This is a genomic window from Streptomyces sp. NPDC003035 (assembly GCF_042888285.1).
In the GTDB taxonomy this organism is placed as follows: domain Bacteria; phylum Actinomycetota; class Actinomycetes; order Streptomycetales; family Streptomycetaceae; genus Streptomyces.
Genome location: NZ_JBIAPJ010000004.1, coordinates 37883 through 53934, shown reverse-complemented (window position 1 = coordinate 53934; position 16052 = coordinate 37883). Strand labels below are relative to the sequence as shown.

Here is a 16052-nt window from a genome sequence, read left to right as displayed (position 1 = left end):
CCGTGGACTTCTGACCGCCGGCCGACTCCTGCCGGACTACTTGTCGATGTCGCCGACGACGAAGAAGAGGGATCCCAGGATCGCCACCATGTCGGCGACCAGCGTGCCCGGCAGCAGCTCGGTCAGCGCCTGGATGTTGTTGAACGACGCCGAGCGGAGCTTGAGCCGGTAGGGCGTCTTCTCGCCCTTGGAGACCAGGTAGTAGCCGTTGATGCCGAGCGGGTTCTCGGTCCAGGCGTACGTGTGGCCCTCGGGCGCCTTGAGCACCTTCGGCAGCCGCTGGTTGATCGGCCCCGGCGGGAGGTCGTCGAGCCGGTCGAGGCAGGCGTCGGCCAGCTCCAGGGAGTTGTGGGTCTGCTCCAGGAGGCACTCGAAGCGGGCGAGGCAGTCGCCCTCCTCGCGGGTGACGACCTTCAGCGTGTCCTGAAGCTCCCCGTAGGCCAGGTACGGCTCGTCCCGGCGCAGGTCGAAGTCGACGCCGGAGGCGCGGGCGATGGGCCCGGAGACGCCGTACGCGTGCGCCGTCCGCGCGGTCAGGACGCCGACGTCCCGGGTACGGCCCCGGAAGATCTCGTTGCCGAGGACCAGCTTGTCGTACACGTCCATCCGCGACCGCACGTCGGCGACGGCCGCGCGGGCCCGCCCGAGCCATCCGGCCGGCAGGTCCTCCTTGAGCCCGCCGACCCGGTTGAACATGTAGTGCATCCGGCCGCCGGAGACCTCCTCCATCACGGCCTGGAGCTCCTCGCGCTCCCGGAACGCGTAGAAGACCGGGGTGATACCACCCAGTTCGAGGGGGTACGACCCGAGGAACATGAGGTGGTTGAGCACCCGGTTCAGCTCGGCGAGCAGCGTCCGGGTCCAGACGGCCCGCTCGGGGACCTCCATGCCGAGCATCCGCTCGACGGCCATCACGACACCGAGCTCGTTGGAGAAGGCCGACAGCCAATCGTGGCGGTTGGCGAGCATGATGATCTGCCGGTAGTCGCGCGCCTCGAAGAGCTTCTCGGCGCCGCGGTGCATGTACCCGATGACCGGCTCGGCGTGCCGGATCACCTCGCCGTCCAGAACGAGACGGAGGCGGAGCACACCATGGGTCGAGGGATGCTGCGGCCCGATGTTCAGCACCATGTCGGTGCTCTCCGCCGCCCCGCCGATTCCGACCGTCGTCTCCGTCATGGGACCAGTATCCCTGTCGGGTCAGCTGCTGTGAGTACCCGTCCCGCAGGCCGGACCCACGCTCACCCCCACCGTCGTGGGAACCCGTCCCGCAGGGCGGGACTGGTGGGCACAACCCACGGGCGCGGCGCCCCGTCAGGCCCGTCCACCCCGAGGACCCGGCACCCGGTGTGTGAGCCACACGAAGTCCCCCAGCCCGCCCCGCGCTGTCAGCTCGGCCGCCTCGCCCGCCGCGGCGAGCGCCCGCACATACGCCCCCGGATCGCTGCTCGCCAGCGAAAGCGGCGGCCGCCCCCCGCTCACCCCCAGCCCCCGCAGCGCCTCCCGCTGAGTGACCAGCTCCCACCCCTCCCCGCCGGCCGAGGCGACCGCGTCCATCGCCACATGCGCCGTCAGGTCGCACGACCCGTCCGGCACCGGCTCCACCTCCCGCCCTGCCCGGAACCCCGTCAGCGTCCCGAACGGCGGCCTGGACTCCCGTACATGCGCGTAGTCCACCGCCACCGCCGTCCCCGCCGCCAGGGCCCCGACCGCCGCCGCCCACGCCTCGTCCCGCGCGCGCCCGATCTCCGCCCGCTCGCCGGGCTCCCGCAGCGGCCACCACCGCTCCAGCCACTCCGCGTCCGGGCCCTCCACGACGCCCCTGAGCCGCTCCGTCCCGTCCGCCCGCACCTCGACGTACCGGACGGTCCCCGCCTCGTCGACGGACGCGACGTCCACCGGCACGTTGTCGAGCCACTCGTTCGCGAAGAGCAGTCCGCGGACGCCCTCCGGCACCCGGTCCGTCCACTCCACCCGCGGGTCCAGGCCCTCGGGCCGGGCGGCGCGCTCCACGCCGTACGCCCGTACGGAGAGCCCCGCCGGCGCGGCGGCCAGGACGCCGGCCACCAGCTCACCGCGCCCCGCGCCCACGTCCACGAACGCGAGCTCGTCCGTCCCCAGCTCCTCCGCCACCCCCGCCAACAGCCGGGCCACGGCCCCCGCGAAGAGCGGGGAGGCGTGCACGGAGGTGCGGAAGTGACCGGCGGGGCCCTCGGGGCGCAGAAAGAAGCCCTCGGGCCCGTACAGCGCCTGCTCCATGGCTTCGCGCCATCCCTGCCACTGACACGTCTCATCCGTCACGGGCCCCAGTCTCCACCTTGCGGAGTACGGCCCTCGCGCCAAGGATCGACCCCACGGTTGACCCCTGCACCTATCCGCCTTGCCTACGCTGGGTTACGTGCAGCGCCTCTACGACTTCATCCGCAGACACCCGACGGGCGTCGACAGCTTCTGGGCCGTCGTCCTCTTCGGGTTCTCCCTGCTGTGGGTGGGCTCGACCTACCCGGCGGTCGACCGCCCGGCCGCGTACGGCGTCGTCGCCGCGCTGTACTCGCTGGTGGTCGCGCTGCGCCGCCGCGTGCCCGAGAGGATGCTGCTGCTCGCCGTCGCGCTGGGCGTCGTCCAGCTCGCCTTCGACCTGATGCCGTTCTTCGCGAACATGGCGTTCCTGGTGATCATCTACACCGTGGCCGCCGGCGACGGCCCCCGCTGGGCCTCGCGCGTCGCGCTCATCGGCGGCCTCGGCGCGGCCACCCTCTCCCAGCTGCGCTGGCCGGCGGAGGGCCCCGGATCGGTGCTCGCCCACGTCTTCTTCACGGTGATCATGACCGTGCCGTTCGCCCTCGCCTGGGTGCTCGGCGACTCTCTGCGCACCCGCCGCGCCTACTTCGCGCAGCTGGAGGAGCGGGCCTCCCGCCTGGAGCGGGAACGCGAGGCGCAGGCCAAGGTCGCCGTCGCGGCCGAGCGCGCCCGGATCGCCCGCGAGCTGCACGACGTCGTCGCGCACAACGTCTCGGTGATGGTGGTCCAGGCCGACGGCGCCGCGTACGTCCTGGACGCCTCGCCCGAGCAGGCCAAGCAGGCCCTGGAGACGATCTCCTCCACCGGCCGCCAGGCGCTCGCCGAGATGCGGCGGCTGCTCGGCATCCTGCGCACCGGCGAGCACCAGGAGGCGGGGGAGTACGTGCCCCAGCCCGACGTCCAGCAGATCGAGGACCTCGTCGAGCAGGTCCGCGGGGCCGGCCTGACCGTCGACTTCCGGGTCGAGGGCACGCCGCGGCCACTGCCGAGCGGCGTGGAGCTCACCGCGTACCGGATCGTGCAGGAAGCCCTCACCAACACCCGCAAGCACGGCGGTCCGGACGTCGGGGCGAGCGTCCGCCTGGTGTACTTCGACGACGGGCTCGGCCTCCTCGTCGAGGACGACGGGCGGGGTGCGACCCAGGAGATGTACGAGGACGGGGGCGCCGACGGCCGGGGCCACGGCCTGATCGGCATGCGCGAGCGGGTCGGCATGGTCGGCGGCACCCTGGACGCGGGGCCGCGTCCGGGGGGCGGCTTCCGTATCAGTGCCCTGCTCCCCCTGAAGCCCGCCCACTGACGACCCTTAAGGATCTTCATGTCCATCCGCGTGATGCTCGTCGACGACCAGGTGCTGTTGCGCACCGGCTTCCGCATGGTGCTCGCCGCCCAGCCGGACATGGATGTCGTCGCCGAGGCGGGCGACGGCGTGGAGGCGCTGGAGGTGCTGCGCTCCACGACGGTGGACGTGGTGCTGATGGACGTCCGGATGCCCAAGCTCGACGGGGTCGAGACGACCCGGCGGATCTGCGCGGAGCCCGGCGCCCCCAAGGTGCTGATCCTGACCACCTTCGACCTGGACGAGTACGCGTTCTCCGGGCTGAAGGCGGGCGCGAGCGGCTTCATGCTGAAGGACGTGCCGCCGGGTGAGCTGCTCGGCGCGATCCGCTCCGTGCACAGCGGGGACGCGGTCGTGGCCCCGTCGACGACGCGCCGGCTGCTGGACCGCTTCTCGCCGATGCTGCCGTCGTCGGGGAAGGAGCCGCAGCACAAGGAGCTGGAGCGGCTCACCGACCGGGAGCGCGAGGTGATGCTCCTGGTGGCGCAGGGTCTGTCGAACGGTGAGATCGCCGCCCGGCTGGTGCTGTCCGAGGCGACGGTGAAGACGCACGTCGGCCGCATCCTGACGAAGCTGGATCTGCGTGACCGGGTGCAGGTGGTGGTGCTCGCCTACGAGACGGGTCTGGTGCGGGCGGGCGGCGGAGCGGTCTGATCTGTTGTGCTGCTGTGGATCAACGGGCCGTTCGGGGGCGGAAAGACGCAGACGGCGAACGAGATCAGGCGCCGGCTGCCGGGCAGTGTCGTCTGCGACCCGGAGCACGTCGGCTTCGGCCTGCACCGCACGCTGCCACCGCGGCTCCGTGGCGATTTCCAGGACCTGAGGTCGTGGCGTGAGGGCGTGTACGAGGTGCTGGACCTGGCGCTGCGCGAGTACGCCGACGGCCCGGTGATCGTGCCGATGACGCTGGTCGAACCGGCGTACTTCGAGGAGATCGTCGGCCGGCTGCGCGAGGCGCACGGCGCCGACCGGGTGCACCACGTGGCGCTGCTCGCGGAGCGGGAGACGGTCCTGAAGCGGCTGACCGAGCGGGGCTGGGGGCGCGGCCTGCGGCGGGAGAGCTTCGCCGTGCGGAAGCTCGACCTGTGCCTGGAGCGGCTGAACGGACCGGAGTTCGCGCACCACCTCCGTACGGACCGGCTGACCGTCCCCCAGGTCGCGGACGAGGCGGCGGCGGTCGCGGGGCTCCGCCTGGAGCCGAACACGGACGGGCCGCTGCGCCACCGGCTGCGCCGGATCAGGGTCGGCCTGTCCCACGTCCGCTTCGACTAGGGGGGTGTCTCGCCGATCATGCCGGGCTCGCCTGATCGACGAGACACCCCCTAGCGCAGCACCGACTCGAGGAAGTCGCTGCCCAGGCGGGCGACGACGGCCACGTCCAGTTGGTGCAGCACGTACCGGCCGCGGCGCTGGGTGGTGAGCAGTCCGGCCTTCTTCAGGACGGCGAGGTGACGGGAGACCTCGGGCGGGGTGAGGGAGTACGCGTCGGCCAGTTCGCTCGTCGTGTACGAGCCGCGGGCGAGGCTGCGGCAGAGCCGCATCCGCATCGGGTGGGCGACGGCCTCCAGGCGGAGCTTGACGGTCTCCACGGACGCGGCGCCTTCGAGCTCGCGGGTGGAGACGGGGTACTGGATCACCGGCTGCCAGCCGGGCGCGTGCAGGGCGAACAGATGCGGCCAGCCGAACGCGGTCGGCAGGAACGTCAGCGCCGAGCCGTCGGCGCTGGTCCGGCCGTGCATCAACTTGTCGACGACGATCCGGGAGCCGCGCTCGTCCTCCTCCAGGCTCATGGCCGGGGACACGGCGGCGAGGGCGTCGGCGAGGCCCTTGCGGCGCAGGAGTTCGGTCTTGTGCCGGGCGTCGGCGGCGAGCTGGACGCGGACCCGCTGCCAGGTGTCGCCGAAGAACGCGTCGTCGCAGTCCTCCAGGAGCCGGCGGATCCACGCGCGCGTGCCGGTGGGATCGGCGAGCATCCGCTCCACGAACCCGGCCTGCCGCGGCCCGCGCGCGGCGGCCAGGTCGAGGGCGCGGCGTCGGGAACGGGGGTCGACGAGCGGGGAGGGCGCCCCGCTCGCGTACCGGCTGCTGCACGAGATCTCCAGCGCCGCGCCCACGTACGTCTCGTCGTCCATCCGGTCGAGGTCGTCCAGCTCCTCCGCGAGGGTCTCGCGCGGCCGGGCGGGCAGCAGGAGGTCGGACCGGGTGGACCGCCACATGAAGTCGGCCTCGTGCAGCCGGTCGGCGAGCTCCGGCTCGAGAGCGGCGGAGGTCGTCGTGGTCCACCCGTGGAGCCGGGCGTGATGCGCGGGCTCGGACAGCGCGTGCAGCGCGGCGCCGAGCTCGGCCAGCGGCGAGGGGCAGAAGGAGATCCGCTCGTGCGGCAGTCCGGTGATGTCGATGGTCACGCTCACGCCCCTATGGTGCGGGTCGAGCCGGGCTGCTCGTCGACCGTTTGACGCCGCTCGTCAATCGACAGGACGCCGGACGTCGCCCGGCGCATCGTGGCGGGCATGAACGCACTGCACCAGTACCTCCTCGACAGCTACCGGGCCGAGCAGCGCGGAGAGCGGCGGCCGCCGATGCCCGGAAACCACGACGTCGCCGCGCTCCGGGAGCTCCGCGACCACCGCCGCTTCCACGCCGTCATCAGCGGCCGCCCGGCCCGCGGCGCCACCTGGGCGCGACTTCGCGCGGCCGTCGGCCGCCGGCCGCGCCCGGGGTCGGGCTGACGCCGGACTGCGGCCGGTCCGGCCCGGGGCAGCTGCGGGAGAATCAGGCCAGCCGCGACAGGAACGCCACGGCCGCCTCCCGTACGTCCCGCTCCGTCCACGCGAGCCCCGGCTCCGCCACCGTCACCTCCGTCATCGCCATCCCCGGCGGCCCGCCCGCCGTCGGCGGGGACCAGCGGCGGAAGAGCACCGTGTCCGTCGTCTCCGTCAGTGCCAGGGACGCCGCCGTCAGGGCCTCGGGGTCGTACGGGAGCCACACCTGGAACTGGTGGGTGTGCGGGGTCTCCGGGTGGATCCGGAACCACGGGACCCCCGCCTCCTCGAAGCCGGCCCGCAGGCCGTCCGCCACCACGCGCGCGTGCGCCACGTACGAGGGCAGCCTGGGCAGTTCCACGGCGAGGCCCCGCAGCGCGGACAGCGCCGCGGGGAACTGCTGGAAGACGAGCCCGCCGTAGCGGTGGAGCCACACCCGCGCCTCGTCCGTCACCTCCTCCGGGCCGGCCAGCGCGGCCCCCGAGATCCCGCCCAGGGACTTGTAGAACGACACGTACACGCTGTCCGCGAGCCCCGCGATCTCCCGCAGGCCGCGCCCGAAGTGAGGGGCGCACTCCCACAGCCGTGCGCCGTCGATGTGCACCACCGCATCGCGCTCGCGCGCCGCGTCCACCACGTCCACGAGCTCGGCCCACGTCGGCAGCACGAAGCCCGCGTCCCGCAGCGGCAGCTCCAGCATCAGCGTCCCGAACGGCTCCGGGTGTTCCCGGACCTCCTGGGCCGTCGGCAGCCGGGGCTCGTCCGTCAGGTGCACCGTGCGCAATCCGGCCACCGCGGTCAGCGCCCCGCTCTCGTGCACCTCCGGATGGGCGAGCGGATGGAGCCCGACGACCGGGCTGCCGGTCCGTCCCGCCCAGCAGCGCAGCGCCACCTGCTGGGCCATCGTGCCGGTCGGGAAGAACACCGCCGCCGGGAAGCCCAGTTCCTCGGCGACCCGCCGCTCCACCTCGGCGACCGGACCGCCGTCGCCGTAGGTGTCGGTCAGCTCGTGCGGGTCGATGAGCGCGGAGCCGCTCCGGGCCGGCTCCGCCAGTTCGGCCAGCCGCTCCCCGACCGACGCCTCCACGGGCGAACGCCACAGCGCCCGCCCGGCCTTCGACCACACCGAGGCCCTGTACCGTTTCGCGTCCCGCTCCGACTCGTCCATCCGCCGATCATCACACCGCCGCCCACACCCTGTGGACAGCCACGGAGGAGCGGGAAACGCTGGCGTAGCATGACCAGAAATCGTCCGGTACCCCCCGCGGACTGGAACGGAAGGCCGTTGCCGCGTGAACCAACCAGCAGAACCCCGAGCGGAAGACCGACCCGCGCGACTCACCGTCGGAGTCGTCGGAGCCGGCCGGGTGGGACCCACCCTCGCCGCCGCCCTCCAGCTCGCGGGGCACCGCCCCGTCGCCGTCTCCGCGGTGTCCGACGCCTCCGTGCGCCGCGCCGCCACCCTGCTCCCCGACGTGCCGATCATGGCGCCCGCCCAGGTGCTCGCCCGCGCCGAGCTGGTGCTCCTGACCGTTCCCGACGACGCCCTGCCCGGCCTGGTCGAGGGCCTCGCGGAGACCGGGGCCGTACGGCCCGGGCAGCTGCTCGTGCACACCTCCGGGCGGTACGGCGTCCAGGTCCTGGAGCCCGCGCGCCGCGCCGGCGCGCTGCCGCTCGCCCTGCACCCCGCCATGACCTTCACCGGGACCTCTGTCGACGTCCAGCGGCTGGCCGGCTGCTCGTTCGGTGTGACCGCGCCCCAGGAGCTGCGGCTCGCCGCCGAGGCCCTGGTCATCGAGATGGGCGGCGAGCCCGAGTGGATCGAGGAGGAGGCCCGCCCGCTCTACCACGCGGCCCTCGCCCTCGGCGCGAACCACCTGGTCACGCTCGTCGCCCAGTCGATGGAGCTGCTCCGTACGGCCGGGGTCGCCGCCCCCGACCGGATGCTCGGCCCCCTCCTGGGCGCCGCTCTGGACAACGCCCTGCGCTCGGGCGACGCGGCACTCACCGGACCGGTGGCTCGCGGTGACGCCGGCACCGTCGCCGCCCACGTCGCCGAGCTGCGCAAGCACGCGCCCGGCACCGTCGCCGGCTATCTGGCGATGGCCCGCACGACCGCGGACCGCGCGCTCGCACACGGCCTGCTCAAGCCCGAGCTGGCCGAGGATCTGCTGGGCGTGCTCGCAGAGGGGGATCCCCGATGACAACCGCGTCAACCGCGTCGTCCACGTCAGCCACGTCGTCGTCGACGTCGTCGAGGGCCTTCGCCCTGGTCCGCACGGCCGACGAACTCCACGCCCGCGCGGCGCGCCACGCGGGCACCGTCGCCGCGGCGGGCGTGGCCGAGAACAGCCGTACCGCCGTCGTCATGACCATGGGAGCCCTCCACGAGGGCCATGCCACCCTCGTCCGTACCGCACGGGAGTACGTCGGACCCCACGGGTTCGTCGTCGTCACCGTCTTCGTCAACCCGCTCCAGTTCGGCGCCGGCGAGGACCTCGACCGCTACCCCCGCACGCTGGAGGCCGACCTCAGGACCGCCGAGGCGGCCGGAGCCGACACCGTCTTCGCCCCGTCCGTCGACGAGGTCTACCCCGGCGGCGAGCCTCAGGTCCGGATCACCGCGGGGCCCATGGGCGAGCGCCTCGAAGGCGCCTCCCGGCCCGGCCACTTCGACGGCATGCTCACCGTCGTCGCCAAGCTGCTCCACCTCACCCGCCCCGACCTGGCCCTGTTCGGCCAGAAGGACGCGCAGCAGCTGGCCCTGATCCGCCGGATGGCCCGCGACCTGAACTTCCCGGTCGAGATCGTCGGCGTGCCGACCGTCCGCGAGGCCGACGGCCTCGCCCTGTCCAGCCGTAACCGCTACCTCTCCGACGGCGAGCGCCGCACCGCCCTCGCGCTCTCCCGCGCCCTGTTCGCCGCGAGCGACCGGCTCGCCGCCCAGTCCGCGCTGCGCGCGCGTGCCGACTCGCTGCCCGGCGCGCAGAACCGGGCCGAGACCCGCGCGGAGGCGCTCTCCCGGCTCGGCGAGGCCCGGGCCGCGGCCGACGCCCACGCGGTGGCGCAGGCGTCCGAGGGCAGTGGCGCCGGAGCCGTACGGGCCGCGGCGCGCTCCGTCCTCGACGACGCGGCGGCGGCCGAGCCGCCGCTCACCCTCGACTACCTCGCCCTGGTCGATCCCGCGGACTTCACCGAGGTCGCCGACGACCACGACGGCGAGGCGATCCTCGCCGTCGCCGCGCGCGTGGGCACGACGCGGCTGATCGACAACATCCCGCTGACGTTCGGAGCCACCAAGTGACCGGAATACGGCTGCACGCGCCCGCGCCGGGCTGGGCCATCGACGCGGACGTCGTCGTGGTCGGCTCCGGCGTCGCGGGGCTGACCGCGGCCCTGCGATGCACCGCCGCCGGGCTGCGCACGGTCGTCGTCACCAAGGCCCGCCTGGACGACGGCTCCACCCGCTGGGCGCAGGGCGGCATCGCCGCCGCGCTCGGCGAGGGCGACACCCCCGAGCAGCACCTCGACGACACCCTCGTGGCCGGCGCCGGCCTGTGCGACGAGGAGGCCGTCCGCCTCCTGGTGACCGAGGGGCCCGACGCCGTCCGCCGGCTGATCGCCACCGGCGCCGACTTCGACAAGAACGCCGACGGCGAGATCGCCCTGACCCGCGAGGGCGGCCACCACCGCCGCCGGATCGCGCACGCCGGCGGCGACGCCACCGGCGCCGAGATCTCCCGCGCCCTCGTCGAGGCGATACGGGACCAGGGGGTGCGCACCGTCGAGCACGCTCTCGTCCTGGACCTCCTCACCGACGACGAGGGCCGCACGGCGGGGGTGACCCTGCACGTCATGGGCGAGGGCCGGCACGACGGCGTCGGTGCCGTCCGCGCCCCCGCCGTGGTCCTCGCCACCGGCGGCATGGGCCAGGTCTTCTCGGCCACCACCAACCCGGCCGTCTCCACCGGCGACGGCGTCGCGCTCGCCCTGCGCGCCGGGGCCGAGGTCTCCGACCTCGAGTTCGTCCAGTTCCATCCCACCGTGCTCTTCCTCGGTGCCGACTCCGAGGGCCAGCAGCCGCTGGTCTCCGAGGCGGTACGGGGCGAGGGCGCCCATCTCGTCGACGCCGACGGAGTCCGCTTCATGGTCGGGCAGCACGAGCTGGCCGAGCTCGCCCCGCGCGACATCGTCGCCAAGGCGATCATGCGCCGCATGCAGGAGCAGGGCGCGGAGCACATGTACCTGGACGCCCGGCACTTCGGCGCCGAGATGTGGGAGAACCGGTTCCCCACGATCCTGGCCGCCTGCCGGGCCCACGGCATCGATCCGGTCACCGAGCCGATCCCGGTCGCCCCCGCGGCCCACTACGCCTCCGGCGGCGTCCGCACCGACCTGACGGGCCGGACCACCGTCCCGGGCCTCTACGCATGCGGTGAGGTGGCCTGCACGGGCGTCCACGGCGCCAACCGGCTCGCCTCGAACTCGCTCCTGGAGGGCCTGGTCTTCGCCGAGCGCATCGCCGAGGACATCGCCGAGCACGGCCCGCACCGCGAGGGCGTGCCGGTGGCCCACGCCGCCCGCGTGATGCCGGTGCTCGCGCCCAAGCTGCGCGCCGAGATCCAGCGCGTCATGAGCGCGAACGCGGGCGTGCTGCGTTCCGAGGAGAGGCTGCGCAGGGCGGCCGAGGCCCTGGAGAACCTGGGCATGGAAGCCGTCATGGACCACCTCGGCGAGACCGTCGAGCCCCGCACCGAGAGCTGGGAGACCGCCAACCTCCTGGAGGTCTCCGGGGCCCTGGTGGCCGCCGCCCTCGCCCGCGAGGAGACCCGCGGCTGCCACTGGCGCGAGGACCGGCCCGACCGCGACGACCACGAGTGGCGACGCCACCTGGTCGTGAGCCGCGCATCCGGAGGCGAGTTGGCCGTCCGCCCCACCGCCACGGCAGACTTTCCGCCCGTAACCGCCGACGCATCCAGGGAGCCGCAGTCGTGAGCACGCCCGAAGAAGCACGTCCGCAGCCCGTGGACGTACCCCTGATCCAGATCAGCGCCCCCGGCACGGGCGCGGAGAACGCCGGAGGCTGCGGTGACGGCTGCGGCTGTGCCGAGGGCGACGAGGTGTACGAGTGCGGCCTCGACCCCGCGCTCGCCCAGCTGCTCGCCGACGCCGGGCTCGACCCGGTCCAGGTCGAGGACATCGCCCACCTGGCCATCGAGGAGGACCTCGACGGCGGCGTGGACGTGACGACCGTCGCGACCGTCCCCGAGGACGCCGTCGCCACGGCCGACTTCACCGCCCGCGAGGCCGGTGTCGTGGCCGGTCTGCGGGTCGCCGAGGCGGTCCTGTCCATCGTCTGCACGGAGACCTTCGAGGTCGAGCGGCACGCGGAGGACGGCGAGCGCGTCGAGGCGGGACAGAAGCTGCTCTCGGTCACCACCCGCACCCGCGACCTGCTCACCGGCGAGCGCAGCGCGCTGAACATCCTGTGCCGCCTCTCCGGCATCGCCACCGCCACGCGCGCGTGGGCCGACGCGCTGGAGGGCACCAGGGCCCGGGTCCGGGACACCCGCAAGACCACGCCGGGCCTGCGCGCGCTGGAGAAGTACGCGGTGCGCTGCGGCGGCGGCGTCAACCACCGCATGTCGCTGTCCGACGCGGCGCTGGTCAAGGACAACCACGTGGTGGCGGCCGGCGGGGTCGCCCAGGCCTTCAAGGCCGTACGGGAGCAGTTCCCGGACGTCCCGATCGAGGTCGAGGTCGACACCCTGCACCAGGTCCGCGAGGTCCTCGACGCGGGCGCCGACCTGATCCTGCTCGACAACTTCACCCCCGCGGAGACCGAGGAGGCGGTCGCCCTGGTCGCCGGGCGCGCCGTCCTGGAGTCCTCCGGCCGCCTCACGCTGGAGAACGCGGCGGCGTACGCGGCGACGGGCGTGGACTACCTCGCGGTGGGCGGGCTCACCCACTCGTCCCCGATCCTCGACATCGGCCTCGACCTGCGCGAGGTGCGGGCCTGATGCTGCTCACCATCGACGTCGGCAACACGCACACGGTTCTCGGTCTCTTCGACGGCGAGGAGATCGTCGAGCACTGGCGTATCTCGACCGATCCGCGTCGCACCGCCGACGAGATGGCGGTCCTGCTCCAGGGCCTGATGGGCATGCATCCGCTACTGGGCGTGGAGCTGAGCGACGGCATCGAGGGGATCGCGATCTGCGCGACGGTGCCGTCAGTCCTGCACGAGCTGCGCGAGGTGACGCGGCGGTACTACGGCGACGTCCCGGCGGTCCTGGTCGAGCCTGGCGTCAAGACGGGCGTGCCGATCCTCACGGACAACCCCAAGGAGGTCGGCGCCGACCGCATCATCAACGCGGTCGCGGCGGTCGACCTCTACGGCGGCCCGGCGATCGTGGTGGACTTCGGCACGGCGACGACGTACGACGCGATCAGCGCGCGCGGCGAGTACGCGGGCGGGGCGATCGCGCCCGGCATCGAGATCTCGGTCGAGGCGCTGGGCGTCCGCGGCGCCCAGCTCCGCAAGATCGAGCTGGCGAGGCCGCGCAGCGTGATCGGCAAGAACACGGTCGAGGCGATGCAGTCGGGCATCGTCTTCGGCTTCGCGGGCCAGGTCGACGGCGTGGTGGCCCGCATGAAGCGCGAACTGGTCGGCCGGGACGGCGACCCCTCCACGGTGACGGTGATCGCGACGGGCGGCCTCGCCCCGATGGTCCTCGGCGAATCGACGGAGATCGACGAACACGAGCCGTGGCTGACGCTGATCGGCCTGCGCCTGGTGTACGAACGCAACGTCTCCCGCATGTAGCCCAGACGCCCCCGGCCCCGCGCCGCCCGCTGCCCTCGGCGACCTGCGCCGCCTACCGCCCTCTCGGCGGCCCCCGGGCCGGGTGCCGGACTCTCGACGGCCCCGCGCCTGCCGCCCTCTCGGCGGCTCCGTCCGGTTGCTCCGGACTCCCGCCTCGGCCGTCGGGGCCGCTCCCAGGCTCCGCGCCTCGGTCGGCCCGGCCGCCCCGCGCTCGGCGGCCCGCCCGGGCCCCGCCTCGCCCGGTGCGGGCCGCCAGCCCCGTGAGGCCTCGGTCGTGGAGCCGCAGGCCCCGCACCCTCGGGCGTCGGCCGCCCAGGCCCGCCCCGCGCTCGGCGGCCGGCCCTAGGGGGCGTCTTGCCGATCTTGCCGGGCTCGCGTGCCCTGGTGCCGCTCCCCCGTAGCCCTTCGGGCACGGGAGGTGCCCCCACCGCGTTGCCTCTCTCCTCCGCCTTGCGATCCGTCCCCTCGGCCTGGCGGGCCTGGGAAGGCCCCATGCACCAGACCCCGCAGACACCCCCTGGCCCCGCCTTGGTCGACCCGGCCGCCAGGCCGGTCGGGCGCTCGCCCCGGCCACCCCGGCCGTCGGCCGTCCAGGCACGGCCGCGCCGTGGATCCCGCCCCCTCGGCCGCCGGCCGCCCGGCCCGCCCCCTGGGGGAGCCCCGCCCCGATCCGCCGCCCGCCCGAGGGCAACGCGCCGGGTGGGCGGTAAGGGAAATTTGTCTGATTAGCGCGTATCGTCACCTCATGCCCACGCCATACGGATCCCGCGGCGGCATGGCGTTCAGCGCGGACGAGCTGCGTGTGCTCCGACGCGCCCTTGCCACCGCCCTCAACCCTGCCCCCCTTCAGGACGAGGACGTCCAGGACTGCCTGCGCCTCGCCGAAGCCGTGGACGACGCCGTCCGCGAGGCCGGTCGGCTGCGTGCCTTCCTCCTCGCCGATCTGGCCCGCTACCGCGAAGCCCTGCCCGGGACGCTCCCCGGCTATCTGGAGCTCCTCCAGGACGCCCTCGCCGCCGGCTACGACCCCGCGGCCGACGACCTCGCCGCCCTGCGCGCCCTGCGGGCGAACCCCCGGGCGGCCGCCCTCCTGGAGCGTTGCCAGGTGCTCGCCGAGCGCTCCGTGCGAGCTCGGCTCGTCCGCGCCACCCGCGCCACCCGGGCCGTGGCGCCCGCGCCCCGCACCCGGCTGCTCGCCCTCCCCGGAGGCCGGTCCGCCGCCGACGAACCCAAGCCGGCCACCCCGAAGCCGCCCGTCCCGAGCAAGCCGCCGGCGCCCAAGCCCTCCGAGGTGTTCCCGCCGCGCCGACGCCCCGTACCCCCGCCCCCGCCCGAGGAACGCGTCGCCGGATAGCTACTCTGGTCGGCATGGACTACGTATCCGCGCTCCTGCCCCCCGTCGTGATGGCCACGTTCTTCATCTGCCTCGTCGTCACGATCGTGAAGAGCCAGGGCGGCCCCAACAAGGCCAAGGAGGACGAGGCCGTGGACGCCGCCCTCGCCCGCGCCGAGGCCACCCGCCAGGCGGACGGCAGCGCGAGCGCCTCCTAGTCCCGGCTCCGGCCCCGGCCCGCATCCAGGACGTACGACATTTTTCATGTCGTACGTCCTTTTTGTTGCGTTTCCTACGTCAATAACCAGCCGTCACCGGTTCGCGGACTATGGTGGGCCTTGTGCCCCGTCAATTGGGAGAGCTCGAAGACGCCGTCATGACACGCGTCTGGCAATGGAACCGCCCGGTGACCGTCCGGGAAGTCCTGGAAGATCTCCAGCAGGAACGGTCCATCGCCTACACCACCGTCATGACGGTAATGGACAATCTCCACCAGAAGGGCTGGGTACGCAGGGAAGTCGACGGCCGCGCCTATCGATATACGGCGGTCTCCACCCGCGCCGCCTACTCGGCCGCACTGATGAACGAAGCCTGGTCCCAGAGCGACAACCCTGCCGCCGCCCTCGTCGCCTTCTTCGGCATGATGTCGAGCGACCAGCGAGAGGCCCTCAGCGACGCGATCCGCATCGCCGGGCACAACATCCCCGAGGACCCGGCCCCACCGGCGGAGAGCGCCGAGGGGACCACCGGCGAGGGCGACGCCGGGACGGCGGCTCCGGGCCGATAACGTCCACCCGCCTCCGGGCCGATAACGTCCCCCGGGGCGCGGAGCGATAACGTCCCCCCATGTCGTCGTCCTCCACCGCTTCAAAAGCCGTGACCGTTCGTCGTGCCCGCACCAGTGACGTCGCCGCCGTGCGCCGGCTTGTCGACCCGTACGTCCGCCGCGGCATCCTGCTCGACAAAGCGACGGTCACCCTTTACGAGGACATCCAGGAGTTCTGGGTCGCCGAACGCGACGAGGACGCGGTGGTGGTCGGCTGCGGCGCACTCCACGTGATGTGGGAAGACCTCGCGGAAGTGCGTACTCTCGCGGTCGATCCCGAGTTCAAGGGCGCGGGCGTCGGACATCACGTGCTCGACAAGTTGCTGCACACCGCCCGATGGCTCGGGGTGCGCCGGGTATTCTGCCTGACCTTCGAAGTCGACTTCTTCGCGAAGCACGGCTTCGTCGAGATCGGGGAGACTCCGGTCGACGGAGATGTCTACAGCGAGCTCCTGCGTTCCTATGACGAGGGTGTCGCCGAGTTCCTCGGTCTCGAACGAGTGAAGCCGAACACCTTGGGCAACAGCCGGATGCTTCTGCATCTGTGATCGGGGCGTGCGCCCGGAACCCTATGTCCGAATCGCGTACGTTTCCCGCGTTCCCGGGCTTCTGAACCTCTGCCAGGGGTTTGTGTTTTTCCGGGAAAAGCGGTTTCCTTTCCGCGT

At 73.4% G+C, this 16052-nt stretch carries 17 protein-coding genes; 13 read left to right on the top strand and 4 right to left on the bottom strand.

Annotation, left to right across the window (positions count from 1 at the left end; translation table 11 throughout):
- Positions 1 to 36: 36 nt before the first annotated feature.
- Both ACFYV5_RS13355 and ACFYV5_RS13350 read right to left on the bottom strand, forming a co-directional pair.
- Positions 37 to 1179 (bottom strand): NADH-quinone oxidoreductase subunit D, encoded by a 1143-nt coding sequence (locus ACFYV5_RS13355; RefSeq protein WP_389168003.1) that lies wholly within the window; start codon positions 1177 to 1179, stop codon positions 37 to 39.
- A 135-nt stretch (positions 1180 to 1314) separates the two neighbouring features.
- On the bottom strand, positions 1315 to 2259 hold the full coding sequence (locus ACFYV5_RS13350; protein ID WP_389168914.1) for an SAM-dependent methyltransferase: 945 nt from the start codon (positions 2257 to 2259) through the stop codon (positions 1315 to 1317).
- Between the two features lie 139 nt (positions 2260 to 2398).
- Here ACFYV5_RS13350 and ACFYV5_RS13345 point away from each other — a divergent pair, with 139 nt between their 5' ends.
- The 3 genes from ACFYV5_RS13345 to ACFYV5_RS13335 are packed head-to-tail and all read left to right on the top strand — an operon-like array spanning position 2399 to position 4912.
- Positions 2399 to 3601, top strand: a complete 1203-nt coding sequence (locus ACFYV5_RS13345) for a sensor histidine kinase (RefSeq protein WP_355113096.1) — start codon at positions 2399 to 2401, stop codon at positions 3599 to 3601.
- A gap of 18 nt (positions 3602 to 3619) precedes the next feature.
- Positions 3620 to 4294 (top strand): response regulator, encoded by a 675-nt coding sequence (locus ACFYV5_RS13340; protein WP_389167999.1) that lies wholly within the window; start codon positions 3620 to 3622, stop codon positions 4292 to 4294.
- 6 nt (positions 4295 to 4300) lie between these two features.
- On the top strand, positions 4301 to 4912 hold the full coding sequence (locus ACFYV5_RS13335; protein WP_389167996.1) for an ATP-binding protein: 612 nt from the start codon (positions 4301 to 4303) through the stop codon (positions 4910 to 4912).
- 50 nt (positions 4913 to 4962) lie between these two features.
- Here the strand turns inward: ACFYV5_RS13335 and ACFYV5_RS13330 are convergent, their stop codons facing one another.
- Entirely contained in the window at positions 4963 to 6051 is a 1089-nt protein-coding gene (locus ACFYV5_RS13330; protein WP_389167994.1) for a DUF5937 family protein, read from the bottom strand.
- A gap of 99 nt (positions 6052 to 6150) precedes the next feature.
- Between ACFYV5_RS13330 and ACFYV5_RS13325 the strand changes: the two genes are divergently transcribed.
- On the top strand, positions 6151 to 6369 hold the full coding sequence (locus tag ACFYV5_RS13325; protein ID WP_389167991.1) for a hypothetical protein: 219 nt from the start codon (positions 6151 to 6153) through the stop codon (positions 6367 to 6369).
- A 43-nt stretch (positions 6370 to 6412) separates the two neighbouring features.
- On the opposite strand, the gene ACFYV5_RS13320 is transcribed toward ACFYV5_RS13325, so the two are convergent.
- Positions 6413 to 7570, bottom strand: coding sequence for a threonine aldolase family protein (locus tag ACFYV5_RS13320; RefSeq protein WP_389167988.1), 1158 nt, complete (start codon positions 7568 to 7570; stop codon positions 6413 to 6415).
- A 124-nt stretch (positions 7571 to 7694) separates the two neighbouring features.
- Between ACFYV5_RS13320 and ACFYV5_RS13315 the strand changes: the two genes are divergently transcribed.
- From ACFYV5_RS13315 to ACFYV5_RS13275, 9 genes are all read left to right on the top strand, one after another.
- Positions 7695 to 8606 (top strand): DUF2520 domain-containing protein, encoded by a 912-nt coding sequence (locus ACFYV5_RS13315; protein ID WP_355113086.1) that lies wholly within the window; start codon positions 7695 to 7697, stop codon positions 8604 to 8606.
- The gene (panC, locus tag ACFYV5_RS13310) at positions 8603 to 9706 is read left to right on the top strand and encodes a pantoate--beta-alanine ligase (protein ID WP_389167985.1); all 1104 of its coding nucleotides are present in this window, start codon (positions 8603 to 8605) and stop codon (positions 9704 to 9706) included. The genes ACFYV5_RS13315 and panC overlap by 4 nt, the downstream gene beginning before the upstream one ends.
- Positions 9703 to 11397, top strand: a complete 1695-nt coding sequence (locus tag ACFYV5_RS13305; protein ID WP_355113083.1) for an L-aspartate oxidase — start codon at positions 9703 to 9705, stop codon at positions 11395 to 11397. The genes panC and ACFYV5_RS13305 overlap by 4 nt, the downstream gene beginning before the upstream one ends.
- Entirely contained in the window at positions 11394 to 12422 is a 1029-nt protein-coding gene (nadC, locus tag ACFYV5_RS13300; RefSeq protein WP_355113082.1) for a carboxylating nicotinate-nucleotide diphosphorylase, read from the top strand. The genes ACFYV5_RS13305 and nadC overlap by 4 nt, the downstream gene beginning before the upstream one ends.
- The gene (locus ACFYV5_RS13295) at positions 12422 to 13228 is read left to right on the top strand and encodes a type III pantothenate kinase (RefSeq protein WP_355113080.1); all 807 of its coding nucleotides are present in this window, start codon (positions 12422 to 12424) and stop codon (positions 13226 to 13228) included. The genes nadC and ACFYV5_RS13295 overlap by 1 nt, the downstream gene beginning before the upstream one ends.
- Before the next feature lie 775 nt (positions 13229 to 14003).
- Positions 14004 to 14582, top strand: coding sequence for a hypothetical protein (locus ACFYV5_RS13290; RefSeq protein ID WP_389168912.1), 579 nt, complete (start codon positions 14004 to 14006; stop codon positions 14580 to 14582).
- Between the two features lie 14 nt (positions 14583 to 14596).
- The gene (locus tag ACFYV5_RS13285; RefSeq protein ID WP_355113078.1) at positions 14597 to 14779 is read left to right on the top strand and encodes a hypothetical protein; all 183 of its coding nucleotides are present in this window, start codon (positions 14597 to 14599) and stop codon (positions 14777 to 14779) included.
- Positions 14780 to 14901: 122 nt separating this feature from the next.
- On the top strand, positions 14902 to 15348 hold the full coding sequence (locus ACFYV5_RS13280) for a BlaI/MecI/CopY family transcriptional regulator (protein WP_355113077.1): 447 nt from the start codon (positions 14902 to 14904) through the stop codon (positions 15346 to 15348).
- A gap of 59 nt (positions 15349 to 15407) precedes the next feature.
- On the top strand, positions 15408 to 15935 hold the full coding sequence (locus ACFYV5_RS13275; RefSeq protein WP_355113075.1) for an amino-acid N-acetyltransferase: 528 nt from the start codon (positions 15408 to 15410) through the stop codon (positions 15933 to 15935).
- Positions 15936 to 16052 lie beyond the last annotated feature (117 nt).